The organism is Pseudomonas sp. ADAK2 TE3594 (assembly GCF_053628675.1).
In genome coordinates this window covers 677,024-701,006 of sequence record NZ_JBRJGV010000001.1, presented here as the reverse complement: position 1 = coordinate 701,006, position 23,983 = coordinate 677,024, and the positions used below count along the sequence as shown (strand labels likewise).

24 protein-coding genes and 1 tRNA gene are annotated in these 23,983 nt (G+C 57.8%); 8 read left to right on the top strand and 17 right to left on the bottom strand.

The window, feature by feature from the left end:
* Positions 1-422 precede the first annotated feature (422 nt).
* Both AB7M22_RS03140 and AB7M22_RS03135 read left to right on the top strand, forming a co-directional pair.
* Positions 423-1,610 (top strand): cyanate transporter, encoded by a 1,188-nt coding sequence (locus AB7M22_RS03140; RefSeq protein ID WP_454185210.1) that lies wholly within the window; start codon positions 423-425, stop codon positions 1,608-1,610.
* Between the two features lie 56 nt (positions 1,611-1,666).
* Complete coding sequence (locus AB7M22_RS03135) at positions 1,667-2,578, top strand: DMT family transporter (RefSeq protein WP_454185209.1); 912 nt, start codon at positions 1,667-1,669, stop codon at positions 2,576-2,578.
* 6 nt (positions 2,579-2,584) lie between these two features.
* Here the strand turns inward: AB7M22_RS03135 and AB7M22_RS03130 are convergent, their stop codons facing one another.
* Genes AB7M22_RS03130 through AB7M22_RS03105 form a run of 6 tightly spaced genes read right to left on the bottom strand, consistent with a single transcriptional unit; the run spans position 2,585 to position 9,496 of the window.
* Entirely contained in the window at positions 2,585-4,000 is a 1,416-nt protein-coding gene (locus AB7M22_RS03130) for an amidase (RefSeq protein ID WP_454185208.1), read from the bottom strand.
* Positions 4,001-4,002: 2 nt separating this feature from the next.
* A complete protein-coding gene (locus AB7M22_RS03125; protein ID WP_454185207.1) occupies positions 4,003-5,343 on the bottom strand; it encodes an aspartate aminotransferase family protein in 1,341 nt (446 codons plus the stop codon).
* A complete protein-coding gene (locus AB7M22_RS03120) occupies positions 5,321-6,448 on the bottom strand; it encodes an aminotransferase class III-fold pyridoxal phosphate-dependent enzyme (RefSeq protein WP_454185206.1) in 1,128 nt (375 codons plus the stop codon). Before AB7M22_RS03120 ends, AB7M22_RS03125 begins: the two co-directional genes overlap by 23 nt.
* Before the next feature lie 9 nt (positions 6,449-6,457).
* Positions 6,458-7,339 (bottom strand): TauD/TfdA family dioxygenase, encoded by an 882-nt coding sequence (locus AB7M22_RS03115; RefSeq protein WP_454185205.1) that lies wholly within the window; start codon positions 7,337-7,339, stop codon positions 6,458-6,460.
* Entirely contained in the window at positions 7,314-8,882 is a 1,569-nt protein-coding gene (locus tag AB7M22_RS03110) for an AMP-binding protein (protein ID WP_454185204.1), read from the bottom strand. Before AB7M22_RS03110 ends, AB7M22_RS03115 begins: the two co-directional genes overlap by 26 nt.
* Entirely contained in the window at positions 8,879-9,496 is a 618-nt protein-coding gene (locus AB7M22_RS03105; protein ID WP_007898678.1) for a thermostable hemolysin, read from the bottom strand. The genes AB7M22_RS03110 and AB7M22_RS03105 overlap by 4 nt, the downstream gene beginning before the upstream one ends.
* Positions 9,497-9,671: 175 nt before the next feature.
* On the opposite strand from AB7M22_RS03105, the gene AB7M22_RS03100 reads away from it, so the two are divergent.
* The gene (locus AB7M22_RS03100) at positions 9,672-10,607 is read left to right on the top strand and encodes a LysR substrate-binding domain-containing protein (protein ID WP_454185203.1); all 936 of its coding nucleotides are present in this window, start codon (positions 9,672-9,674) and stop codon (positions 10,605-10,607) included.
* Positions 10,608-10,916: 309 nt separating this feature from the next.
* The gene (locus AB7M22_RS03095) at positions 10,917-11,831 is read left to right on the top strand and encodes a LysR family transcriptional regulator (protein ID WP_454185202.1); all 915 of its coding nucleotides are present in this window, start codon (positions 10,917-10,919) and stop codon (positions 11,829-11,831) included.
* Between the two features lie 17 nt (positions 11,832-11,848).
* On the opposite strand, the gene AB7M22_RS03090 is transcribed toward AB7M22_RS03095, so the two are convergent.
* A complete protein-coding gene (locus AB7M22_RS03090) occupies positions 11,849-12,214 on the bottom strand; it encodes a 5-carboxymethyl-2-hydroxymuconate Delta-isomerase (protein WP_008014186.1) in 366 nt (121 codons plus the stop codon).
* A 57-nt stretch (positions 12,215-12,271) separates the two neighbouring features.
* Positions 12,272-13,198, bottom strand: a complete 927-nt coding sequence (locus AB7M22_RS03085) for a LysR family transcriptional regulator (protein ID WP_007898674.1) — start codon at positions 13,196-13,198, stop codon at positions 12,272-12,274.
* 237 nt (positions 13,199-13,435) lie between these two features.
* Here AB7M22_RS03085 and AB7M22_RS03080 point away from each other — a divergent pair, with 237 nt between their 5' ends.
* The gene (locus AB7M22_RS03080; protein ID WP_007898673.1) at positions 13,436-13,642 is read left to right on the top strand and encodes a hypothetical protein; all 207 of its coding nucleotides are present in this window, start codon (positions 13,436-13,438) and stop codon (positions 13,640-13,642) included.
* A 57-nt stretch (positions 13,643-13,699) separates the two neighbouring features.
* Here the strand turns inward: AB7M22_RS03080 and AB7M22_RS03075 are convergent, their stop codons facing one another.
* The 6 genes from AB7M22_RS03075 to dapA form a co-directional block, all read right to left on the bottom strand.
* The gene (locus tag AB7M22_RS03075; protein WP_008014182.1) at positions 13,700-13,891 is read right to left on the bottom strand and encodes a YegP family protein; all 192 of its coding nucleotides are present in this window, start codon (positions 13,889-13,891) and stop codon (positions 13,700-13,702) included.
* Positions 13,892-14,233: 342 nt separating this feature from the next.
* Positions 14,234-14,323 (bottom strand) — tRNA-Ser (locus tag AB7M22_RS03070).
* Between the two features lie 83 nt (positions 14,324-14,406).
* A complete protein-coding gene (gene purC / locus AB7M22_RS03065) occupies positions 14,407-15,120 on the bottom strand; it encodes a phosphoribosylaminoimidazolesuccinocarboxamide synthase (RefSeq protein WP_007898671.1) in 714 nt (237 codons plus the stop codon).
* Between the two features lie 28 nt (positions 15,121-15,148).
* Positions 15,149-15,907 carry an MBL fold metallo-hydrolase gene (locus tag AB7M22_RS03060; RefSeq protein ID WP_007898669.1) on the bottom strand — a complete coding sequence of 253 codons (759 nt, stop codon included), beginning with the start codon at positions 15,905-15,907 and terminating at the stop codon, positions 15,149-15,151.
* 4 nt (positions 15,908-15,911) lie between these two features.
* Entirely contained in the window at positions 15,912-17,027 is a 1,116-nt protein-coding gene (gene bamC, locus AB7M22_RS03055) for an outer membrane protein assembly factor BamC (RefSeq protein WP_008014180.1), read from the bottom strand.
* Positions 17,028-17,044: 17 nt separating this feature from the next.
* A complete protein-coding gene (dapA, locus tag AB7M22_RS03050) occupies positions 17,045-17,923 on the bottom strand; it encodes a 4-hydroxy-tetrahydrodipicolinate synthase (protein WP_007898664.1) in 879 nt (292 codons plus the stop codon).
* A gap of 326 nt (positions 17,924-18,249) precedes the next feature.
* Between dapA and AB7M22_RS03045 the strand changes: the two genes are divergently transcribed.
* Together AB7M22_RS03045 and AB7M22_RS03040 are read left to right on the top strand one after the other, a co-directional pair.
* A complete protein-coding gene (locus AB7M22_RS03045; RefSeq protein WP_007898662.1) occupies positions 18,250-18,810 on the top strand; it encodes a glycine cleavage system protein R in 561 nt (186 codons plus the stop codon).
* Between the two features lie 10 nt (positions 18,811-18,820).
* Complete coding sequence (locus tag AB7M22_RS03040) at positions 18,821-19,294, top strand: peroxiredoxin (RefSeq protein ID WP_454185201.1); 474 nt, start codon at positions 18,821-18,823, stop codon at positions 19,292-19,294.
* Positions 19,295-19,429: 135 nt separating this feature from the next.
* On the opposite strand, the gene AB7M22_RS03035 is transcribed toward AB7M22_RS03040, so the two are convergent.
* On the bottom strand, positions 19,430-20,500 hold the full coding sequence (locus tag AB7M22_RS03035; protein WP_008014855.1) for an AI-2E family transporter: 1,071 nt from the start codon (positions 20,498-20,500) through the stop codon (positions 19,430-19,432).
* Positions 20,501-20,531: 31 nt separating this feature from the next.
* On the bottom strand, positions 20,532-20,771 hold the full coding sequence (locus tag AB7M22_RS03030) for a sulfurtransferase TusA family protein (RefSeq protein WP_007898654.1): 240 nt from the start codon (positions 20,769-20,771) through the stop codon (positions 20,532-20,534).
* A 98-nt stretch (positions 20,772-20,869) separates the two neighbouring features.
* Between AB7M22_RS03030 and AB7M22_RS03025 the strand changes: the two genes are divergently transcribed.
* Positions 20,870-22,303, top strand: a complete 1,434-nt coding sequence (locus tag AB7M22_RS03025) for a M48 family metalloprotease (RefSeq protein ID WP_048394060.1) — start codon at positions 20,870-20,872, stop codon at positions 22,301-22,303.
* A 77-nt stretch (positions 22,304-22,380) separates the two neighbouring features.
* Here the strand turns inward: AB7M22_RS03025 and AB7M22_RS03020 are convergent, their stop codons facing one another.
* Complete coding sequence (locus AB7M22_RS03020) at positions 22,381-23,811, bottom strand: DegQ family serine endoprotease (RefSeq protein WP_454185200.1); 1,431 nt, start codon at positions 23,809-23,811, stop codon at positions 22,381-22,383.
* Between the last annotated feature and the right edge of the window lie 172 nt (positions 23,812-23,983).

The window sequence follows — 23,983 nt, the reverse complement described above, 5'->3', positions numbered from 1 at the left end:
CGGCGCACAGCGCGGGACCTGTTAGAACAATCAACGGGACATGCAGGAATCCGGCGGGCGTGCGTGGCGGCAGTGCCACAGTGCCCAGAAGGCCAGTTCAGAAGGGAGTGCAGACAGGATTGGCGCGCTGGCAGGTCTGTATAGACGACGTGGTTGAAGGCTTGAAGCGGCACCAGACGCCCCCTCGTGTTTGATGCCGATCAGCCAGACGTCCATGGAAAAGACCGCAGTAAACAGATGCAAAGCAGCGTCACACGGGCGGATAAGCCGTTAAATCCAGACTTGATGAACCTTGGTTGCAGATTGGCTAAACATTCCTCCCGGTAACCAACCTAATTTCTCGATAGTGCCAGCGACTTTTCAGTTTGCCCCTGCAGGCTTGGAGCGGCCTAATCACAACCTTGTATATTTGGGGTTCCGTTATGGAAAACGTTCGTACTACAAGCTCCTATGCCGGATGGCTGATGGTCAGCGTGGTATTGGTGGCACTGAACCTGAGGCCTTCGATGGCCGCTGTCGGGCCGTTGTTGTCGGCCATTCGCGGGGATATTCCATTAAGTTTCAGTACCGCCTCGCTGCTGACCATGCTGCCTGTCATGGCGATGGGCCTGGCGATGTTCCTGGGAATGCGCATTGCGCAACGGGTTGGCGAACACCGCACCATCATCCTGTCCTTGTTGATCATCGGTGTGGCCACGGTTTCGCGGCTGTACCTGGACAGCACCCTTGAGTTGATCCTGAGCGCGGTATTGGCCGGGCTGGGGATCGCCCTCATTCAGGCGGTGATGCCGGCGCTGATCAAGTCACGCTTCAGCGACAACGTTTCGCTGTTCATGGGTTTGTATGTCACCTCGATCATGGGCGGAGCGGCGATTGCAGCATCGTTCTCGCCTTTCGTCCTGGCGCAAACCGGTAGTTGGCGGATGGGGCTGGCAATCTGGGCGCTACTGACGCTGGTTGCCCTGGCCTTCTGGCTTGCCCAGCACTCGGCAATCGCGCCATTGCCGGCGGCGCCGATGGGGCGCCAGGAGTCCTTCGTCGGTAACTCACGGGCCTGGTTGCTGGCGATTTTCTTCGGTTTGGGCACGGCCTCCTACACCTGTGTACTGGCCTGGCTAGCCCCGTATTACGTGGAAAAAGGCTGGAGTGAACAGAATGCCGGCTTATTGCTGGGGCTTCTCACGGCCATGGAAGTTGTGTCCGGGCTGATAACACCCGCGATTGCCAACCGCAGCCAGGACAAGCGTCTGGTATTGGTCGTTCTGCTGGCCTTGATCATGGCCGGCTTCTGCGGCCTGATCCTCAGCCCGGAACGCTTTAGCCTGCTATGGCCGTGCCTGTTGGGCCTGGGCATTGGCGGTCTGTTCCCGATGAGCCTGATCGTGTCCCTTGATCACCTGGATAACCCGCGTCGTGCCGGCGGCCTGACGGCCTTTGTGCAAGGCATCGGTTACCTGATCGCGGGCCTCTCGCCGCTGATTGCCGGGATGATTCGCGACCAATTGGGTAGCTTCGAATGGGCCTGGTGGTCACTCACAGCGGTGATGGCGATGATGATTGTAATGGTGCTGCGCTTCAACCCAAGGCAATACGCGCAGCATATCCAATAGTCTTCCAAGGTCCTGCTTTTCGTAGGAGGTCCGATCAAACGCAGGGAAAGGAACTCATGAAACAAGTCGGTTTTGCAGAAGCTCACTGGGGCATGCTGATCTGGGCGATGCTGATCGCATCGTCTTTCTTTGCGGCGGCAGAGGTCAGCCAATCTATAGATCCAATCCTGTTGACCGGGCTGCGCTTGTTGTTGTCAGCCTTGATGTTCTTGCCGCTGCTGTTATTGAAAAACACTTCACCGATCTCGGCCAAAGGCCTGCTGGCCCATGCGGTTCTTGGGCTGCTGCTGGCGACGTATTTTGGTTCGCTGTTTGAAGCACTGCGCTACACCACTGCGGTCAATACCGCGACGCTGTACACGCTGGTGCCGCTGATGACGTTGTTCTTTGAGGTAGTCCTGCTGCCGAGTAGGAGTCTGAAGACCCGATTGTTGCCGATGTCGATTGCGGCAATCGGCGCCCTGCTGCTGACGCTCAAAGGGGCGGCTCCGGGCAAACTGCCCGCGTTGTACCCAGTACTGGTCTTCGGGGTCGGCTGCCTGGCGATGGCGCTCTATTCGCCACTGAGCCAGCGATTCAAGGCCAAGAGTTTGAAGGGACGTGACCCGGTGGCGATGACCTTCTGGAACATGCTTTTCGGTTCGCTGTTTCTATTTGTGTTCTGTCTGTTTAACGGCGGCTGGCGCAGCGGCGCGCAGTTGTCGTCGAGCGATATGTTCTGGCTTGTATACCTGGCGCTGTTTGGCACCCTCGGGACATTCTGGCTGCTGCATCGGGCAATCGGGGTGATTTCACCGTCAACGGTGGTTTCCTATGTCTACCTGAACACCTTGTTTGTCACATTGTTTCACTGGTTCTGGCTCAGACAGCAACCGGTGCTGATAGAAGTCACCGGTGCCGTGCTGGTGGGTATCGGCATGCTGGCATTGGTGATCACCAGCCGTAACGCCAAAACCGTTACGGCTTGAGATCCTTCAGAGAGTGACTGCGTCCAACGGGGCCACCGGCCTCCAGCGCTCCAGTTCGCGCTCAAGGAAATTGGCCACGGCCAGCAGCCGCTCTTCCTGCCAGTGCGGGCCAACTATCTGGATGCCGATCGGCATCCCGCTGACAGGATCATGCCCGGCGCGAATGACCACCGCCGGTGAACCGGAGAGGCTGAACGGAAACACAAAGCAATAGCGATCACGATCCTGCAAAGACTCGCCATGGGCGAACGCCACGTCCGGGAATACCGGGCAAATGAACAGATCGTGCTGATTGAAAAACTTCGCCAGGTGATAGCGAAACGTATCGATCAGAATCCAGTCGCGCTTCATTTCATCCACGCTCAATTCGACCTCTTCGCTCAAGCGAATCAACCCTGTGGTGGCAGGCGTACAGGTCTGTTTGTCCATGGACTGGAACAGACGCTTCCAGCCGCGCCCGGCATCCGCGCCCGTGATAAAAACGCGCCAGAGCACATCGCAGGCCTCGTCGAGCATCTGCGGAGCCGTCGGTGTAACCTGCGCCACCACACTGCTCAGGCAACTCTCGACCCGTTGCAGAACCTGCTTCACCGCCGGGCTCACCCGGGTTCTGGTGGACTCCCAGGACAGTGCGACACGCAATTGGGCCAGCGGCGGGCTGTCGACGAACGGCACATCGACGGTGTCCGGATCGTGACCGTCAGGGCCGCTGATCAGTTGCCCGAGTAACGCCAGATCGTCGACATAACGCCCCATCACGCCAAACGCCGACGTCAGATGAAACAGCCCGGAGCGATCATAGGGAAACTGGCCGGTCAACGGCACGCGCCCCTGAGTCAGTTTCATGCCGCAGATACCGTTGAAATGCGCCGGAATCCGCACACTGCCGCAAGCATCCGAAGCCAGCCCGGCCGGCGAGCAACCGGCCGCGATGGCTGCCGCTTCCCCGCCACTGCTGCCACCGGCCGAGCGCTGCCCGTCATAGGGATTGAGCGTGCGGCCGTACAGCAGATTGTCGGTTTCAAACGCCATGCACAACTCGGGAACATTGGTGATCCCAAGGATGATCGCACCCGCCTGGCGAAGCCGGGCAACGACCGTGGCATCCTCCTGACTGGCCTCGCCCAGCAACTCCTTCAGGCCTCGCGACATTCGGAAGCCGCGCACATGGCAGACGTCCTTGATGGTCATGGGGATGCCGTGTAAAGGGCCACGAATCTTTCCGATGCGGGCCATCTCATCGGCCTCCCGGGCCTGTCGACGCAGTTCGTCGACAGACTCCAGTTGAATCAGGGCATTGATCTGCGGATTGCGTTCGGCAATACGCTGCAGGTAGAACTCCAGCAAGTTGACACTGGTCAGCACACCGCGGCGCAGCAGACCGGCCATTTCGCGCAGGGTCAAAGTATCGGGATTGAACATACTCAGCGCTTCCCTTTGCTGCGCAGTAGCTTGTTGGGGATGTGGTACATGTTTCTGACCACCAGAGAAAACGCCTTGACCGCCAGCTTCGGACGCTGGGCGATTGCCTCAAGGGCTTCCTCGGTCATCGTCAGGACATGCCGAAGCGCTTCGGGTGTGATGTTCAGCGGCGGGTAAAACCGCAGAACCGGGTGCGCGGCTTTTTCATTCATGGAATGCCCGGCATGCACGCCACGCTTGCCCAACTCCATGCTCATCAGCGCTTCGTAGACCGAACCGCGCAAGCGCAGGCCGGTCATCAGGCCGACACCGGGCACATCCTCGACAATCTGCGGATAACGCTGAGCCAGCCGTTGCAGGCCATGGCGCAGCAAACCGCCATTGATCCGTGATTGCTCGACCAGGTTGTGCTGCTCGATGTAATCGATAGCGGCCAACGCCGAGGCGCACGCCACCGGATGCCCGCCATTGGTCCGCTGATCAGGCTCGATCTCGCTCAGAGGGTATTGCGTGGCCAGTCGCCAGCTGTACATCGCGCAGGCAAACGAGGTGTAACCGCCCGTCAGGCCTTTAGAGAGAATCATGATGTCCGGAACGATGTCGTCATACTGCACGGCGAACCACTTGCCACAGCGGCCGAAACCGGTCTGGATTTCGTCGGCCACCAGCAAGGTCTCAGTGGCATCGCACAGGGCGCGGATGTTCGCCATGTAACCCACAGGCGGAACCTGTAAGTGGGCGCCCCCCAGAATCGGCTCGACATACACCGCACGCACACCCTCGCCCACCGCTCTCTGCAAGGCGGCGAAGTCACCGTACGGCACATAAGTCACTTCCGAGGCCGCGGTGCCGTAGCTGCGATGGTGCTGTTTCTGCCCAAGAATGCTCATCGCCGCCAGCGTCTTGCCGTGATAGGAATCACTCATTACCACGATTCCACGCCGGTGCGGCTTCACCTTGAGCACATAACGCATGCTCTGTTCGATGGCTTCGGCACCCGAGACCATAAACTGCACATCCCCCCAATTTCCCGGTACCAGATTCCGAAGGCGCTCGGACAATGCGCCTTGCAGCGGATGCACCCGCCCCTCCGGAATCCAGGCCATCTGGTTCAACTGGGTCTGCACCTGTTCACGCACCATCGGATTACGATGGCCGACGATGAACACCCCATAGCTGCAGGCGCAATCGATAAAGCGCTTGCCGGCATGGTCGGTGACATAGATGCCATCGGCGTCCTTTTCGACGCTGGTTTTACCCAGACGATAGAGCTTGGCCGCCGAGGCACTCCAATACTGCTGGCAATCATCCAGCAGTTGTTCATGCGATAGGGTTAAGGACATGGCTTAAAGTCTCCTTGAGGATCCGGGATGCGCGCTGGATGTGTTCGGCTCGTGCGGTGATCGGGCAACGCAGAATCAACTCGCGGCCACGGGGAGCACTGACATAGATGCCACGCTGATAAAGCTCCTCGCACAATTCGGCGGGTTTGAGGTCGGCTGGCAGCGGCAGGCTGACCCAAGCACCGCAGGCGACAGCGCCGAATGAGGCGAGCGCTTGCGCCAGTATCTGGCCGTTATTGAGGCATTCCCTGGGCAAGTCGTGTGCCTGCACGTAATCCAGTGCTGCCATGGCGGCCACGCAGGCCATCGGATTGCCGGCCGTGGTGCTGCCATGTTTCGCCGGGCTGCTGCGACCATAGACTTGATAGGCCATCTGTTCGCTGCAGGTATAGGTGCCGACAGGAATCGCACTGCCGCCCAGTGGGCCGCCCAACACCACAATGTCCGGGGTATTGCGATAACGCTGAAAACCAAACAGCGTGCCCAGGCTCCCCAGACAACTCTGCACGTCGACCGCGATGACCGGCACCGACGCATTGGCCGCCGCGACATACAAGTGATCGAGTAGCACCTGCTCTATCAGGCGCAAGCGACCGTCTCCATCAATCACGGTGCTGGTGTGGCAAACTGCGAAGCAATCGTTCCAGTCCACTTTATCCAGGTCGCGGACATACCTGATCGCCACGAGCTCGAAGCCCAGGAAACGCTGCATCTGCAGATAGTTTTGCGGCGTGCTCAGGCAACGTCCGTAACTCAGCGAGCCATAGTCACCGCCCTGGACAACAACAATGGTGTTGCCCTTGGGCTTGAGGCCTTTGCACAGTTTCAAGGCGCCTTCGAATGCTTCATCGCCGGAGCTGCACACATAAGAGCTGACCAGCGGCTGCGGTAGCAGCTCGGCCAAGCGCCGGCACAAAGCGATCAGTGGGTCGGACATCAGCACTCGATTCGACAGCCCCATGCTTTGCGCCTGAAGGCTGACCGCGTCGATTACCGCCGGCACCTGAAAGCCAAACCCGCCGGCCAGATCGATTATCTGGCGACCGTCACCGTCGATATACGTCTCGTACTGACCTGAAATGATCTGATTGTTATTGGTCTTCATGAATAAGTCTCAGCGGTAGCTCAGGGCGTTGAAGATACGGCGGCGCTCGTCAACGATGGCCTCACGACCATGCATTACCCGACGGTTGTCGATCATCACCATGTCATGGTCACGCCAGCCGACCGGGTAGGTGTATTGCGCGGAAACCTCGGCAATTTCGTGCAGGAATTCGCCGGGAATGGGCAGCCCGGACGATGTATCGATCACTGGCACTTCATAGTTGAAGGACGGCCCGAGAATACTGTTGGCAAACGCCGGACGCTGGCTGAATTCGGAGACCAGAATCGCCGGGGTACTGAAGGCGTAATGAATCGAATCATCAAACGCATTGAAGGAGATCTGTGTCTGCGGATCGTCGCCGATGATCTGCATCAGATCTTCGATCCTGACCGCCGCCGGGTCCGAGAGCGCTGGCGAATAGTGGCAAACCAGCCGACGCCATTTGTCGCCGGCAACGGTGCGGCTGTAGCGAATCGGGTTGTCCTCGAAAAATGTGCGGCAGGCGGATGACAGCTTCGCCAGTACTTTCTCTCCGTCGCACAAGGTGGTTTGCGAGCCTGTGCGCGGCGCTTCCTGGCAATAGAACCAGGTGATGTCCGGCCAGAACGGTGAGTTACCATTTTCGCAATGCAGACCAATCGCCTGGCGCCCCGCATCAACCAACTGCGCGGCTCCACCGACCATGACGCGAGCCGGGTCGAGGCTCAGCCGCGAGCTGTTCTGCTTCACATAGGCGCTGAAATCCTCGGCATTGTGGATGCAGTTACGTAACAGGACGACACCGTAATGCCCCAGCAACTCGTACAGCTCGGCCTTGCCCAGGCTTGCGAAATGGCGCGGTTCAATAATGGATATGTCGGGGCTTTCACAGTGATAGGCAGGTGTGTTCATCAGATGCATTCCCTTGCAGATTGGCGAAAACAGTAGCGATATCGGCGCGTTTGGGACGGCCGGTGACGGTGTAGAGTTGCTCGAGCAATGGATCGTCCTTGGTCAGTAACCACAGGTGGCTCGGGCGCTCGATGTCGGAAAAGCGCCGTGCTGACCAGCTGGCCAGCTCATCGCGATCCGGTGCCGACTCAACACACAGCAACGCCACCAGACCATGGGCCTCATCGAAAAACACAGCGGCATCGCGCACACCGGGATATTCGCGGTATTCCAGCTCGACCTGTTCCGGGCTGACATTGCGGCCATTGGGCAGGCAGATCACATTTTTCTTGCGACCGCGAACATAGAGAAAGCCATCAGCATCCAGCTCCCCCAGATCCCCGGTGTCCATCCAGCCATCGTCGGACATCGAACAGGCGCTAGGGTCTTTACCCGAGTAGCCGCTGAACAACGAACTGCTCTTGACCTCAATGGTCTGGTCGGCGCCGATGCGCACCTGAACATGCGGCAACGGCCTGCCCACACTGCCCAGACGTTGGTGCTGCAAGGTATTCATACTGACGACCGAGGCGTTCTCGGAGAGCCCGTAACCCTGGAACACCGCAATACCATCCTCGGCGAGGGCATGCAGGATATCGATGCTGACGGCCGCGCCGCCGCACGTGATATGCACCCCCGAATGCAGGTAACGAGACAGGCGCTCACCCTGCACGCCGCCTTCGGTCAATAGCTCGTGAAAGCGATTGAGCATCACTGGTGGTACCGTCAAGGCCGTCGGTTCGACCCGCAGGATCCACTCGATCAAACGCTGCGGTGACGTTCCCGGCTCACCTAGCAGCGCCTCGCCTTCAGGCAGGAAATGCACGATCCCACCGGCCAGCAGCGGTAAATACGCGGCGGTCACTTGCTCCAGCAGCAGGCTCAATGGCACCAGTGACAGATAGCTGCGATGGGCATCGACCGGCATCCACTGGCGCAGGGAAGTCAACACCGCCCCCACCGCCGCCGTGCTCAGGCGCACGCCTTTGGGCCGGCTGGTAGTCCCCGAGGTGTGAATGATTTTGCAGATCCATGCGCTATCGCCGTCCGGCTCTCGCAACAACGGCTGCTCGAGGGCAGGTTCGTCGATACGTCTGAGGCGGCTGTCGGGAAAATCCAGCCGCCACCGCTCAGCCAGTGTCCGCTCGCCTGCGGCATCCACCAGAAACCCGTCACAACGCTCGGCAAGGTGCTCGGCCTGGGACTGACTGAACGCCAGCGGCAAAGGCAATGCGGTAATTCCGGCAAACAGGCAAGCCAGATCGGCAATCAACCAGTCACTGCTGTTACGCGTCGCAATCCCCAGCACAACGTGATCGCCATGAGCCGCCGTGTCGAAACGCCGCTGCAGTTCTGCCGCCAGATTCAGCGCCCGGGACTCCAGCTCGCCATAGGTCATGACAGCGGCGTGTTCCAGGCCGGTCGGAGCACAATCGATTGCGCAGACCTTCTGACGATTGATCTGTAATGCCAGCCGCAGGTCCGCAATGAAACGACCGCTCATGACTGCGCCCTCGTCGGCAAATTGTTCGGCAACTGGGTGAACAAAGTACCGAGGGTCATAGCGGCGAATCGCGAACGTTTCGGGTCCACGCGGATAAAACCGGTGACAGGTAATTTCGAGTAGTAGGTACCCCAGTTCTTGCCACCATCGTCGGCCAGACGCTGAGGGTCGGCCGTGAGTAGTGGTTCGAAATCGATCTGGCAACTTTCCATCATTTTCCGGACCCGGGGCGTAACGGTGCAGAGCAAATATTGAGCCCCCATGCACCAGGCCAACAACGGAACCATGTTGACCATGATCATTCCGGCCGTCAGATGATGAGAAATCAAACTGCCTATTTCAGCAATAACTGACCGATCAATCATCTTTTCAAAACGCTGGGACAGAATCGTTTCTATCGGTTGCGACAGGTATTGCTCCGAGAAAAGTGTGCGGTCATCCGCAAAAGTTATACCGGCGCAAGAAAGAATCCGTTCCTCACTGTCCTGGGTGACCGCAAAATACTGCGGGCTCGGTTCTACGGATGCCTTATAAGAGCTGCGGAATTTTTCTTTCACAACTTCAGTCGCCTGCATCCATAACGGCGTTTGGCTTTCCGTGACTCGTACCAACACTTCGCCCTCCTATCCCTGCTCAGGGTTCTCTCTAAAGTGGAACGAGAATATATTGAGGAAATTTCCGACAGACTATTTAAAAAACCAATTGCTTCCACTAATATATAAATAAACAACCTTGTCACAAAACACGACGTAACGTGACACACATGGATTTTCACCGAGATGGACCTTTATGCTTAATAGCAATCTGCTAAGAAAACTGGATATGCAAGACCTTATGGTTTTCGTGGCTGTGTATGAACAAAGAAGCGTCACCGAGGTCTCCGAAACCCTTTGCGTCAGCCAGTCCACGGTGAGTTACTGTTTGAAAAAACTGCGTACGAGTTTCGACGACGAGCTCTTCATCAATACCCGCAATGGCATGTGGCCAACACACAAAGCCGCCACGATGTACAGCCATGTTCTCAAAATCCTGAAGAGCATAAACATATGCCACTCCGGACTACACTCATTCGACCCAGCGCAAAAAGAGATCACTTTTAATATTTGCGCACCTGAGTATTTTGAACTTCTTATACTTCCAAACTTATTGAAACGCTTTATCGGCAGTAGTTTTCCGGTCATTGTAAATATCCAGAAATTCCACAGAGACATCCCTAACGATGAACTTATGGATGGCCGTTTCGATCTGGTAATTTGTTTCGGCCCCAATTTCCATCGCAGTGCTAAAAACTTGAAATCACAAGTACTGCTGGAAGATGACCTGGTCTGCGTTGTCGATAAAGACTTTGCGCCTCCAGAGGGCGAGTTCAACCTGGACACCTTTGTCGCACGCCAGCATATCTTCCCGACTCCATGGACTTCAGACACCAACATGGTGGATGGCTGGCTCAGCAAATGGGACTACACCCGCCAAATTGTCGCACGAGCTAATAGTTACGTTGCGGCACTCAACATGATCCCCGGAACCGATTTTGTTCTCACTCTGCCTCGGCGCATCCAGATGCTGATCAGTAATGAAGCCAGATTCAGCCATTGCAAACCACCGACGGGTTTACCAAACTTCACACTGGACATGTTGTGGAACGAGAAGCCAGGTCAAGACAGCGCCAATAACTGGTTTCGCGAACAAATTGTCAGCGTGTGCGCGCAAGACGGATTGCTGTAATAAGACTTCACTTTACTGACCGACCGCAGCCAAGTGTCTGGGCGTAACTTCAGCGCTTGGCCGGTGGGATATTCAGCGCCTGGCACTCGATACAGATCACCTTCGAGCAGTCCGCGCTGATCCAGAAAATCCCGGAAAGCCCCCCTTCAGGCCAGCGATTGAATGTGTAGGTCGTGTTACCTACACGCTGTGTCCCACATCTGACAATGAAGCTTCCTACAAGGCATTCTCCTGGCACTATCGTTCCGTTATCCTCTTATGGATAGATCGCGTTCAAAACAGAACAGGGAGTTCATCGGGATGGGGCAGATGCTTAACAGCAATTTACTTAGAAAACTTGATATGCAGGACCTCATGGTGTTCGTCGCCGTGTATGAACAAAGCAGCGTCACCGCCGTCTCCGAAACCCTCGGGGTCAGCCAGTCCACCGTCAGCTATTCGCTGAAAAAACTGCGCACCGGCTTCAAAGATGATTTGTTCATCAACACCCGATCAGGAATGCGTCCAACCTACAAAGCCACCACCATGTACGAGCATGTGCTGAAGATTCTGGAAGGCATCAACTTCTGCCATTCCGGAGCTCAAGCCTTTGATCCGACTCTAAAAGCCGTCACCTTCAACATTGGCGCGTCGGAATACTTCGAACTGATGGTACTGCCGCGGCTGTTGAGGAACTTCGACTTCGCCAACCTGCCAGTGATCGTCAATGTGCAAAAACTCGATACCGCCCTCCCCGCCGATGAACTGCGCGATGGCAGTCTCGATCTGGTGATCTGCTTCGGTCACGACTTTCAACACAGCCATACTGGCTTAAAATCCCGGAGGCTGGTTGAAGACGAACTGGTTTACGTCTTCGATAAACGCGCAACCCCGCCGCAATTACGCCCAAGTTTGCGATCGTTCATTGAACATCGTCACGTGCTCTCTCCACACAAGACCTTCGACACCCACAGGGTCGATCACAAACGACAGCTTATCGCGCGATCCAATAGCTACAGGGCAGCCCTCAAGATGATCACCGGCACCGACCTCATCCTGACGCTACCGCGGCGCATTCAAACGCTGCTGACCAATGACGCGGTATTCAGTCATTGCGAAGCACCAAAGGGCTTGCCAGGATTTACCCTCGACATGCAATGGAGCGAAGCCAGCGACCAGGACAGCGCCAATACCTGGCTTCGCGAGCAAGTGGTCAAAGCCTGCGCAGAACAGGGTTTGCTCTGAACCCAAGACCTTGGCTGTCAGAGGCCGATGGCAGTCTTGGTGTAGGACTCGCGATCAATATCCAGAATTTCCGCACACAACTGCACTTCTACGTTGGCCGGCCATTCGCACAAGTCCTGCAACACTGCCAACAGGCTTTGCGACAACTGCTTCTTGATCTCCGCCGAACGCCCGCTCAACAGTGCCAGCTTGATATGCACAAAAGCCCGCTCGCCCAATGCGGTGCCAACCTTGAAGCTCTCGACCTTCACTGCACGGCTCTTGATATCGAACTCGGCCGCAAACTGACCGGAAGCCATCAACGCATTGTTGAGTCGCATCAACGCCAGATCGGCATTCAACTCGGGCAAGTTGGCGGTGTATTCCATGTGCAGGTGGGGCATAACGGGGCTCCTGAAGATTGGCAGAAAGGTCGTACATATAACACAGAGCCGCCCTGCTCACTGGGGCGGCGCAAGAGTCGCACGCTCACTCATGAACGCTTCCAGACGCGAGCGCAGCCAGCGCTCGGCCGGATCGCTGTCGACATGACTGAGCCAGACCATGGACAGGTCCAGGGTCGGCGTCTTGAACGGAAACGGCTCCTTGAACAGTTGGCCGGACGCGGCCATCGCTTCAGCCGTGTAATCCGGCAGGCTGGCGATCAGATCGGTGCCGGCGAGCAAGGCCGGCAACGAGCTGTACTGCGGAACGGACAGCACTACCTGGCGTGTACGACCGATCTCCGCCAGCCATTCATCGGCGTAGCCACTGACATTCGCGGTATGGGACACCAGCACGTGCGGCCGCGAGCAATATTCATCAAGGGTCAGCGGTGTGTCCGAGGCGTCTGCGCGCAAAATACTGGGCTGGATGTGTCGCAACAATTTGCGCTTGGCGTTGGCCGGCAGGCCGCGGGTCTGGCTGATACCAACGGTGATATCACCGGACGCCAGCAGGTCGGGAATGCGCCAATAGTCGACATGCTGGACCACGAACACCACCTTCGGCGCTTCCTGACGCAAAGCACGCAGCAGCGGCGGTAACAGGCCGAACTCGACATCGTCCGACAGCCCGATGCGAAACGTCATGGTGCTGCTGAGCGGATCAAAATCATGGGTCAGGCTCAAGGCCACCGACAGGGAATCCAGCGCCGGTGACAGGTGCAGAATAATTTCCTCGGCCCGCGCCGTCGGCTCCATGCGATGGCCGACCCGAATGAACAGCGGATCGTTGAACATCGTCCGCAAGCGGTTCAGCGCCGCACTGATGGTCGGCTGACCGAGGAACAGCTTCTCCGCCACCCGTGTGACGTTGCGTTCGAGCATCAATGTCTCGAACACCACCATCAGATTGATGTCGGCCTTGCGCAGTTCGTTGCGATTCATCCATTGCCCCCCGATCCCCAAGACTTGGATGACAGTTTAGGGAGGTGTCGTAATCGGCGTCTATGCGACTCAAGCAGTTTGCGTTTAATCCAAATGCAGACAGCGGCTACGTCCTACAGCCCCCTCCTGATTTCATCGTTCGTCTGGCAGGAAGCGATAGCGCTCCTAAGCTCAGCAACGTTTGGGGCAAAACGACCCTGACCACCGAAAACCATTTGAACTCAAAGGAGCCTCGCAATGGCTAGAGATAAAGCAAAAGACGACAAACACTTCAACTGCACCCAGGTTCATGAAGCCGACTACGTCGCAGGCCTTTACCCTCACGCAAAGGAAGAGGTTAAAACGTTCCTGGCCTTGGCCTGCAAGAACAACGCCCTGAACAACTCCACCCACAAGGAAGTCTACGACCTGATCAAAAGAAAACTGGGCCACTCACAACCGTAAGACCGCCCGGTTTTAAAACGAAGCTGCTCCCATCGAGCAGCTTCGTCGCCCTCGAGCTTATATTTCCCTGACCGGGGTCTGATCGTGAGTCCCTATGATCAAACTGATGGCATGCACGCAATCAGATTTGTTGACGTAAGCCTCCCCACTGGCAATCGTTTCATGATTCCCCGCCCGCAAACGCCAGCGCCATTGGCCCTTGCCGGTTTGTGCGATACCACGGGTTTGCCTGTAAATCTCAAAATACATTGATCGCTCCTTGCGACTGCTGATTACGACAGATCAGTGACCTGCGAAACCAGAGTAGATGAGGAATTTTTGAGGCAATGTCTTTCAATGTCAGGGGATGTTTCGAAGATAGCCCCTTGATTCGTGAAGCGATCAACAAACACAGGGGGTGGTAATTAAAGCGACTCGGTGGAGGCATTTTTCTCGTGAACAGGCATATTTTTCTTACGTTGCTGTGCTGATATATCCGACACCAAAAACCCGGGAAAAAGTTGGGACGAACCCGAAAGTGGCCGATCGGAAAAATCTGCACAAACGAAAAAGCCCCGTAGCTTATTCAGCTACGGGGCTTTTTCTATGTAATGGCGGAGAGATAGGGATTCGAACCCTAGGTACCGGTGAAGGTACAACGGATTTCGAATCCGTCCCATTCGGCCACTCTGGCATCTCTCCAACGGCGCGCATCATAACAACACTTTTGCCGGAAGCGAACCCCCTAAGCGAAATTTTTCCGTGCTATCAGATGCTTGCGTCGATTAAAGCGGTACGCCCAGACGGTTGGCGACTTCTTCGTAGGCTTCGATGACGTCACCGAGGCCCTGACGGAAGCGGTCCTTGTCCATTTTCTTGCCGGTGGCCTTGTCCCACAGACGGCAGCCGTCCGGGCTGAACTCGTCGCCCAGGACGATGGAGCCGTCGGAGAAAACGCCGAATTCCAGTTTGAAGTCGACCAGCAGCAGGCCGGCGTCGTCGAACAGTTTGCTCAGGACTTCGTTGACCTTGAGCGACAGTTCTTTCATGCGAACCAGTTGCTCGGCGGTGCCCCAACCGAATGCCACGACGTGGGATTCGTTGATGAACGGGTCGCCCTTGGCGTCGTCCTTCAGGAACAGTTCGAAGGTGTAAGGGTTGAGCTTCATACCTTCTTCGACGCCCAAACGCTTGACCAGGCTGCCGGCGGCGTAGTTACGCACGACGCACTCGACCGGGATCATGTCGAGCTTCTTCACCAGGCATTCGTTGTCGCCCAGCAGTTTGTCGAATTGGGTCGGCACGCCGGCTGCTTCGAGTTTCTGCATGATGAAGGCGTTGAACTTGTTGTTCACCATGCCTTTGCGGTCGAGCTGCTCGATGCGCTTGCCGTCGAACGCCGAGGTGTCGTTGCGAAACAGCAGGATCAAGCGGTCAGCGTCGTCGGTCTTGTAAACCGATTTGGCTTTGCCGCGGTAGAGTTCTTCACGTTTTTCCATGATGGGCTCCGCTTGCTAAGTAGGTGGGCTAGGCGATGTGTCGCCAGTCGAGCCCTGAATCTTGATCGGCCAGTTGCAGCCAGTCCGGGTCGCACCCGAGGGTGTCGACAAAACATTGCCGGGCCAGCTGCGGCAGGTTGTTCTTGCTGCTCAGATGGGCCAGGACCAGGTGTTGCAGGCCTTGCCAGCCCAACTCGGCCACCAGGAATGCCGCCTGATGGTTGTTCAAATGTCCCAATTCACCGCCCACCCGCTGCTTGAGAAAGTACGGGTAGTGACCGCGAGCCAGCATGTCACGGCAATGGTTGGACTCGATCATCAATGCATCGAGGTCCCGATAGCCGTCCAGCACCTTGTTGCAATATGAGCCCAGGTCGGTCAACAAGCCGAAACGCCGCTGACCGTCGCTGAAGACATATTGTGTCGGCTCCTGTGCATCATGGGCCACGGCAATGACGCCGATGCTCAGGTTGCCGATTTGCAGTTGCTCGCCGCCAGCCAGAAAGCCTGCGGGTTCAATCGGTTTGCGCATCCCGCGCAGGGTCCCGCGACTGAGGTAGACAGGCAGATTGTAACGCCGAGACAGCAAACCCACGCCATGCACGTGGTCGGCATGTTCGTGGGTCACGAGTATCGCGCTCAGCTGCGAAGGGTTCACACCCAGTCGCAGCAGGCGTTTTTCGGTTTCTCGCAGGGAGAAACCACAATCCACCAGTACATACGTGTCATCGCTGGCTATCAGCGTGCCGTTCCCTTGGCTACCGCTGCCGAGAACGGCAAAACGCATGTGATCAGCCCAGGTTGTCCTGAATCACGGTCAACACTTTACGCGCCACGTCTGCTGGCGCCACGGTGTTGATGTTTTTCTCGACGGTGACTTGCACGTTCTCGCCAACCTTGCTCAGGCGAACCTGATAACGCTCGGCGCGGGCTTCAACTTCTTCCTTGTCCGGCTTGCTGCCGAACAGACTGCCGAAGAAACCTGGCTTCTCGTCCTTTTTCTCGGCTTTTTCGGCGAGGTTGATGTAGTACAGGCCCAGGCTGCGGTTGATGTCTTCAACACGCCATTCGCCCTGTTCCAGCGCACGACCGACGCTCGACCAGGCACGATCCAGATCGGAACCGACGTTGAGCACCGGGTTGCCGCTGCCATCTTCGGTCAGGCTGACACGACTTGGCGTATCGAAATCACGAGAGGCCAGCATGGAGACCGAACCGCCCTTCTCCGAAGTACGGCTCATGCTCGCGAGCATGTCGTCGACCAGTGCTGCGTCCAGGCCGGTGTTAACCGAACGATTGGTGAAATCCACATTGGCGGTGCTGCCGGCAGGACGCTCGGCGCTGACCACGTAGACTTCACTGGTGTTGCGCTGAACGCCTGGTTCGATACGTACCCGCACACGGCTTTCACTGTCAGCGCCGACACCGGCTGCGCTCAGGCGCTTGGCCATCGCTGCGGACAGTTCGTCGGAACGCTGCCAGGTGGTGGTGAATTCGCCAGTTTGTGGGCGCTGCTCGTCCAGACGGAAACCGTTGTCCTGGAAGAACTGCACGGCCACGGGCCAGACTTCGGCCGGTGGGTGCTGGGCCATGACCCAACGCGAATCGCCGCTCTTCTGCAAGGTGTAGTCGCTGGCATCAGCCGCTGCCGACAACGGCTGCGGACGAGGCACGATGTATTCGCCCTTGACGGTGTCGTCAGCCACGTTGCGCGGGATCGGCAACAGCGGATCCAGACGCTTGGCGGTGCTGACGTCCGGTGGCAGTTGCATCGGTGCAGTCTGTTGCGCTTCCAGGTAGTCGCTACCACGGTCACGGAAATAACCTTCCGGGCCCCAGATCCATCCGCAGCCACTGGTGCTGGAGATAATCAAGGCAAGTGCGGAAAGTCCGGCCAATCGCTTCATGCGTAGTACTTCCTCAATTAAACCAGGACGCCGGACTGGCGCATGGCCTGCCGCAGCGGTTCGTGACAGGCAGCACTGAGCCAGGTGAGCGGCAGACGGATACCGTCCGGCATCAAGCCCATTTCATGCAGTGCCCATTTCACGGGGATAGGGTTGGATTCGATAAACAGGGTTTTATTGAGCGGCATCAGTTTTTCGTGGATCGCCCGGGCTTTGACGGCATCACCGGCCATGGCCGCGGCACACAACTCGCTCATGGCGCGCGGTGCAACGTTGGCGGTCACCGAAATATTGCCCTTGCCGCCGAGCAGCATCAGCTCGACCGCGGTCGCGTCGTCACCGGAATAAACCAGGAAGTCGCTGCTCACGCCGGCCAGGATGTCCTTGGCGCGCTGCAGGTCGCCCGTGGCTTCCTTGATGCCGATGATGTTCTTCACGGTCGACAGGCGGATTACCGTCTCGGCCTGCATGTCGCATGCGGTACGGCCCGGCACGTTGTAAAGGATCTGCGGGATGTCGACGGCTTCGGCGATGGCCTTGAAGTGCTGGTACAGGCCTTCTTGCGTCGGCTTGTTGTAATAAGGGGTTACCAGCAGGCACGCATCGGCGCCGGCGTTCTTCGCGTTGGTCGTCAGTTCGATCGCTTCGCGCGTCGAATTGGCGCCCGTACCGGCGATCACCGGAATACGCCCTGCAACCTGGGCAACCACGCGACGAATCACTTCGATGTGCTCGTTCACGTCAAGCGTGGCCGACTCACCTGTAGTGCCGACCGCCACGATGGCGTTGGTGCCCTCTTGCAGGTGGAAGTCCACCAGTTTGCTCAGGCTGTCCCAGTCGAGACGACCCTGTGCATCCATGGGTGTGACCAGTGCCACCATACTGCCCGCAATCATGCAACCGCTCCTGCCGGAAAAAGAGAGCGGTAATGGTACTGGCGCCAAGATGCTTGTACAAGCGAAGTACTGCGCTGCTGCCATTCCCCTTGGCGCTGCTTTTCGCTACCCTTCAGACTTTGATCGGTACTGATAAGCTCGTACGCCGCGTTCCAGCCTCCATTTTCGGCATCACAAGCCCCGATCCAGCGTTGCCACCCCTCGCTCTTGCCATACTGGAGCACGTTGCAACCTTCGGCCGGGTTTTCTGAATTCGCATCCGCAGGCTCGTCCCGGTAAAAAAAGCCTATAAAAGTATCGACCGCTCATCGCTTTAGGAATGCTGCATGTCCACCCCCACAGTTCGCGAACAATTCCTTGTCATCAGTGCCCTCGGCGCCAACCCCATGGAGCTGACTAACGTCCTGTGCCGCGCCAGCCATGAAAACCGCTGCGCCGTGGTCACCTCTCGCCTGACGCGTCATGGCGAATGCAGTGCGTTGATCCTTGAAATCTCCGGCAGCTGGGACGCCCTGGCGCGCCTCGAAGGCAGCCTGCCAGTGCTGGCCAAACGGCACGCCTTCACCGTTAACGTGGTCCGCAGCGCTGCCCTGGAGAACCGTCCCCAGGCCCTGCCGTACGTTGCCTACGTCAGCTCGGCTTACCGCCCGGACATCATCAACGAGCTGTGCCAGTTCTTCATGGATCACAACGTCGAGCTGGAGAACCTGACCTGCGACACCTATCAGGCCCCGCAGACAGGCGGCACCATGCTTAACGCCACGTTTACCGTGACCTTGCCGGCCGGCACCCAGATCAGCTGGTTGCGTGACCAGTTCCTGGATTTCGCCGACGCCATGAACCTGGACGCACTGATTGAACCGTGGCGCCCACAAAACCCAATGTAAGGAAGCTTTCATGGCCGTAGCCATCGACCAACCGGTTGCCGACTTCGAAGCACCCGCCACCAGCGGGCAAACCGTCAGCCTCGCGGGCCTCAAAGGCAAGCAAGTGGTGATTTACTTCTATCCGAAGGACAGCACACCGGGCTGCACCACCCAGGGTCAGGGTTTTCGTGATCAGCTTGACGCCTTTAAAGCCGCCAATACCGAAGTCTTCGGCGTGTCTCGCGACAGCCTGAAATCCCATGAGAACTTCAAGGCCAAGCAGGCGTTCACTTTCGAGCTGATCAGTGACAAAGAAGAAGCGCTGTGCCAGCTGTTCGACGTGATCAAGCTGAAAAAGCTCTACGGCAAAGAATATATGGGCGTTGATCGCAGCACGTTCCTGATCGACAAGAACGGCGTACTGCGTCAGGAGTGGCGCGGCGTGAAGGTGCCGGGGCATGTGGATGCGGTTTTGGCTGCTGCTCAGGCGCTGAACAAGGCCTGATTGTTTGGGCGTCTGTTCGGACGCCTTCGCGGGCAAGCCTTGCTCCTACAGGTTCGGCGTCGAGCACAAACCTGCGGCAAACCTCGATCCCGTAGGAGCGAGGCTTGCCCGCGAAGAGGCCCTCAAGGCTGACAATTAGAGCAGCGGCGCCACCATCGGCTCCTTGCGCGGCCAGGCATCCAGCACGGCCTTGAACAGCGTCGCAAGGGGAATCGCAAAGAATACGCCCCAAAAGCCCCACAACCCGCCAAACAACAGCACCGCGCAAATGATCGCCACCGGGTGCAGGTTGACCGCTTCCGAGAACAGCAGCGGCACCAGCACGTTGCCGTCCAGCGTCTGGATAATCCCGTAGACCGCCATCAAATAGATGAACTGATCGCTCCAGCCCCACTGGAACAGCGCAATCAGCAGCACTGGCACGGTCACCACCACCGCCCCGACGTAAGGCACTACCACCGACACACCCACCAGCAACGCCAGCAGCGCCGAATAGTTGAGCCCCAGCGCCACGAACGCGATGTAAGTCACCCCACCGCAAATGAAGATTTCGATGACCTTGCCGCGAATGTAATTGGCGATCTGCCGGTTCATTTCCTGGGCGACCCGGGTGATCAGCGCCCGCTCGCGCGGCAGATAACCGCGTACCCACTGGCCGATCATCTCCCGGTCCTTGAGAAAGAAGAACACCAGGATTGGCACCAGCACCAGGTAGATCATGATGTTCACCAGCAGCGGCAGACTCGACAGCGAGAATGTCAGCGCCCACTGGCCGAACTTGCCGATCTCGCCCCGTGCCACTTCGATCGCCTGCAGCACTTGCTCATCCGACACCAGGTGCGGGTAGCGCTCAGGCAGCAGCAACAGCAGCGACTGCCACTTGGCGAGCATGCCGGGCAATTCGTTGAACAGCGTGATCAGTTGATGCCAGAGCAGTGGCACCACGACGATGATAAAGACCAGCAACAACCCCATGAACAACGCGAAAACCAGCCCCACCGCCACGCCACCCGGCACGCGCAGGCGCTCGAGGGTCACCACCAGCCCCTGCATCAGATACGCCAGCACCATACCGGCCAATACTGGCGCGAGCATTCCACCCAGGGTGAGCACCGCGGTAAATGCCAGAAACAGCAGCACCGCCAGCACCACAGCTTCTTCATCCGAGAAATAGCGCTGAATCCAGTCGCGTAACACTTTGAACATCAATAATCCTTAGAAACGAACGCAGCAGGTTTCAGGCTTTTTTCAACCAATAGCGGTAAACGCCCGCCTCATCTTCTTCACGAAGCAGGGTATGACCGGCCAATCGGGCAAAGGTGCGAAAGTCGCGCTGGGAACCTGCATCGGTGGCGATCACCTTGAGTACCGCACCGCTGGCCAGTCGGTTTAGCTCCAGTTTGGCTTTGAGCAATGGCAACGGACAATTCAGACCGCTGGCGTCCAGCTCGGCGTCGTGGGTTACAGCGTCAGTCATCGAATCACTCCGGAGCAGGGGGTTAAGCAGCTTAGAATATCTGGTCCCAAGCGTAGTGTCCGGCTACAGTAAGGTCTTTGTCGACTAAGGCTTTGTGCATGACTTTTTTGCGCCCTACCCTGCTGACGCTCGCTTGCCTGCTCGCCTCACCGGGCTTCGCCGACGACTTGCCGTCACTCGGTGACGCCAGTTCTGCCATCGTCTCGCCACAACAGGAACACCAACTGGGCCGTGCATGGCTGGCGCTGTTGCGCAGTCAGGTGTCGCAGCTCAACGATCCGCAGCTCAAGGACTACGTCGAATCCAGCGTCTATCGGCTGGTGGAAACCAGCCAGGTCAATGACCGGCGCCTGGAGTTCATCCTGATCAACAGCCCGCAGCTCAACGCTTTTGCCGCACCGGGCGGGATCGTCGGCGTCAACGGTGGTTTGTTCCTCAATGCCCAGACCGAGGGCGAATATGCCTCGGTACTGGCCCACGAACTGGCTCACTTGTCGCAGCGTCACTTCGCACGCGGTGTTGAAGCTTCGCAACGCATGCAAGTGCCCATGATGGCTGCGCTGCTGGCCGGCATCGTGATTGCCGCGGCCGGTGCAGGCGATGCCGGGATCGCGGCCATTGCCGGCACTCAGGCGGCGGCGATTCAGGAACAACGACGCTTCTCGCGCCAGAACGAACAGGAAGCCGACCGTATCGGCATCATGAATCTGGAAAAGGCCGGTTACGATCCGCGTTCGATGCCGACCATGTTCGAACGGCTGATGCGCCAGTACCGCTTCGACGCCAAGCCACCGGAGTTCTTGCTGACTCACCCGGTGACCGAATCGCGAATCGCCGACACCCGCAACCGCGCCGAACAGGCCAAGCCGGGCGGTATCGAAGACAGCATGCGTTACCAGCTGATTCGGGCGCGCGTGCAGCTGATCTATGAAGAAACCCCGGGCCTGGGCGCCAAGCGCTTTCGGGCTCAACTCGATGAAAACCCGAAAAACGACGTCGCGCGCTATGGCCTGGCGATCGCCCAGATCAAGGGCGGCCAGTTGAATGAGGCTCGCGAGAACCTCAAGCTGCTGCTGGCCAAATCGCCGAACGAGATCATCTACAACCTGGCGCAGGTCGATCTGGACATCACCAATAATCGTCTGCCCGATGCTCAATCACGGGTCGACCGGATGCTCACTCAATACCCCGGCAACTACCCGCTGAATCAGGTGCGTGTCGACCTGCTGCTCAAGCAGAATCGAGCGGCCGATGCGGAAAAAGCGCTGGAGAACCTGCTCAAGAGCCGGCCCGATGATCCGGACGTCTGGTACATGGTGGCCGAGACTCGCGGCCTGTCGGGCAACATCATCGGCCTGCATCAGGCTCGCGCAGAATACTTTGCGCTGGTCGGCGACTATCGCCAGGCAATCCAGCAACTGGACTTCGCCAAGCGCAAGGCTGGCAGCAACTTCCCGCTGTCATCGCGGATCGATGCACGGCAACGTGAGTTGATGGAGCAGGAGCGCATGGTCAAGGACATGATGGGCTGAGCGCTTCAGAAACAAAAAATCCAGGTACAAAAAAACCGCCTCTTTCGAGGCGGTTTTTTATTCAGCCGACAACCGGTTTATTCAGCCAGTTTGAAGGTGATGAAGCTGGCGCGACCTTGACGCAGAACCCGCATCGACACCGAGCGGTTCTTCGGCAGCGCCTTGGCAATGTCCGTGAACTCCTTGGAGGAGCTGATCGCCTGGTTGTTCAGGTGAGTGATCACGTCGCCCGGCTGCAAGCCGATCAGGGCAGCAGGACCGTCCTGAACTTCCTTGATAACCACGCCACCCTTGAGGTCGAGGGTTTTCTTCTGCTCTTCGGTCAACTCGGCCACGGAAACACCAAGGCGATTGCTGCTGCGCTCGACGCTGGATTTAGGCAGGGCTTCCAGCTCTTTGCCTTCCTCAGGGATAGCGCCTACGGTCAGCTCCACGTTCTTGCGCTTGCCTTCGCGGATCACTTCAAGATCGGCTTTCGAGCCAGCCTTCAGCGCGCCCACCAAGTGCGGCAGATCGGCGGACATGACGATCGGTTGACCGTTCATGCTGAGGATCACGTCGCCCACTTGCAGGCCGCCCTTGGCAGCCGGACCGTCATCCTGGATCTGAGCCACCAGCGCACCGGCCGGCTTCTCGAGACCGAACGACTCGGCCAGATCCTTGTTCACTTCCTGGATGACTACGCCCAACCAGCCACGACTGACTTTGCCGCCGCTTTTCAGCTGATTGGAAACGTCCATCGCCACATCGATAGGGATCGCGAACGACACGCCCATGAAGCCGCCGGAACGGGTGTAGATCTGCGAGTTGATGCCGACCACTTCACCGGCCAGGTTGAACAGCGGACCACCGGAGTTGCCCGGGTTGATCGGCACGTCGGTCTGGATGAACGGCACATAGTTTTCGTTCGGCAGGCTACGGCCGATGGCGCTGACGATACCTTGGGTCACCGTGTGATCAAAGCCGAACGGCGAACCGATGGCCACGACCCACTGACCGGCTTTCAGGTCCTGCGACTTGCCAAGCTTCAGAACCGGCAGGTCCTTGCCTTCGATTTTCAGCAAAGCGACGTCAGAGCGCGGATCGGTACCGATCAGCTTGGCCTTCAACTCACTGCGATCGGCGAGACGCACGAGAATTTCGTCGGCATCGGCAATCACATGGTTGTTGGTCAGGATGTAACCGTCGGACGAAATGATAAAGCCCGAGCCCAGGGATTGGGCTTCACGCTGACGATCGCCACGGGGGGAACGCGGCTGCTGCGGCATGCCCCGTTCAAAGAACTCGCGCAGCATCGGCGGCAAGCCTTCAAGGTCAGGCATTTGTTCGCTGGACACCTTACGGTCCGGCAGCTTCTGGGTAGTACTGATGTTGACCACCGCGGGCGAGGCTTGCTCGACCAACTGCGTGAAGTCAGGCAACTCGACCGCTTGCGCAGCGACCGCCTGACCGAGCACTAGCACGGTGGCAAAAATGGAGAGATAAGACTTCAAGCGTGGTATCGACATACGGCTCCCGTTACGACGAGCATGGTTAAGCGATATGGAGCAAGGAACACCGGAAACGATACGCCGGTATTTTTGTTCCGGGAACAACAAACAAGGCCAGAGCCGAGGGGGCTCTGACCTATAAAAAATTTTCGGGATATTTGCAAATGAAAATGCTCGGCAAAACATTTCG

Bases quoted from the DNA above. Each gene is read 5' to 3' on its own strand.
- AB7M22_RS03140 (WP_454185210.1), top strand. From the start codon at position 423: ATGGAAAACGTTCGTACTACAAGCTCCTATGCCGGATGGCTGATGGTC.
- AB7M22_RS03135 (WP_454185209.1), top strand. From the start codon at position 1,667: ATGAAACAAGTCGGTTTTGCAGAAGCTCACTGGGGCATGCTGATCTGG.
- AB7M22_RS03130 (WP_454185208.1), bottom strand. From the start codon at position 4,000: ATGTTCAATCCCGATACTTTGACCCTGCGCGAAATGGCCGGTCTGCTG.
- AB7M22_RS03125 (WP_454185207.1), bottom strand. From the start codon at position 5,343: ATGTCCTTAACCCTATCGCATGAACAACTGCTGGATGATTGCCAGCAG.
- AB7M22_RS03120 (WP_454185206.1), bottom strand. From the start codon at position 6,448: ATGAAGACCAATAACAATCAGATCATTTCAGGTCAGTACGAGACGTAT.
- AB7M22_RS03115 (WP_454185205.1), bottom strand. From the start codon at position 7,339: ATGAACACACCTGCCTATCACTGTGAAAGCCCCGACATATCCATTATT.
- AB7M22_RS03110 (WP_454185204.1), bottom strand. From the start codon at position 8,882: ATGAGCGGTCGTTTCATTGCGGACCTGCGGCTGGCATTACAGATCAAT.
- AB7M22_RS03100 (WP_454185203.1), top strand. From the start codon at position 9,672: ATGCTTAATAGCAATCTGCTAAGAAAACTGGATATGCAAGACCTTATG.
- AB7M22_RS03095 (WP_454185202.1), top strand. From the start codon at position 10,917: ATGCTTAACAGCAATTTACTTAGAAAACTTGATATGCAGGACCTCATG.
- AB7M22_RS03090 (WP_008014186.1), bottom strand. From the start codon at position 12,214: ATGCCCCACCTGCACATGGAATACACCGCCAACTTGCCCGAGTTGAAT.
- AB7M22_RS03085 (WP_007898674.1), bottom strand. From the start codon at position 13,198: ATGAATCGCAACGAACTGCGCAAGGCCGACATCAATCTGATGGTGGTG.
- AB7M22_RS03080 (WP_007898673.1), top strand. From the start codon at position 13,436: ATGGCTAGAGATAAAGCAAAAGACGACAAACACTTCAACTGCACCCAG.
- AB7M22_RS03075 (WP_008014182.1), bottom strand. From the start codon at position 13,891: ATGTATTTTGAGATTTACAGGCAAACCCGTGGTATCGCACAAACCGGC.
- purC (WP_007898671.1), bottom strand. From the start codon at position 15,120: ATGGAAAAACGTGAAGAACTCTACCGCGGCAAAGCCAAATCGGTTTAC.
- AB7M22_RS03060 (WP_007898669.1), bottom strand. From the start codon at position 15,907: ATGCGTTTTGCCGTTCTCGGCAGCGGTAGCCAAGGGAACGGCACGCTG.
- bamC (WP_008014180.1), bottom strand. From the start codon at position 17,027: ATGAAGCGATTGGCCGGACTTTCCGCACTTGCCTTGATTATCTCCAGC.
- dapA (WP_007898664.1), bottom strand. From the start codon at position 17,923: ATGATTGCGGGCAGTATGGTGGCACTGGTCACACCCATGGATGCACAG.
- AB7M22_RS03045 (WP_007898662.1), top strand. From the start codon at position 18,250: ATGTCCACCCCCACAGTTCGCGAACAATTCCTTGTCATCAGTGCCCTC.
- AB7M22_RS03040 (WP_454185201.1), top strand. From the start codon at position 18,821: ATGGCCGTAGCCATCGACCAACCGGTTGCCGACTTCGAAGCACCCGCC.
- AB7M22_RS03035 (WP_008014855.1), bottom strand. From the start codon at position 20,500: ATGTTCAAAGTGTTACGCGACTGGATTCAGCGCTATTTCTCGGATGAA.
- AB7M22_RS03030 (WP_007898654.1), bottom strand. From the start codon at position 20,771: ATGACTGACGCTGTAACCCACGACGCCGAGCTGGACGCCAGCGGTCTG.
- AB7M22_RS03025 (WP_048394060.1), top strand. From the start codon at position 20,870: ATGACTTTTTTGCGCCCTACCCTGCTGACGCTCGCTTGCCTGCTCGCC.
- AB7M22_RS03020 (WP_454185200.1), bottom strand. From the start codon at position 23,811: ATGTCGATACCACGCTTGAAGTCTTATCTCTCCATTTTTGCCACCGTG.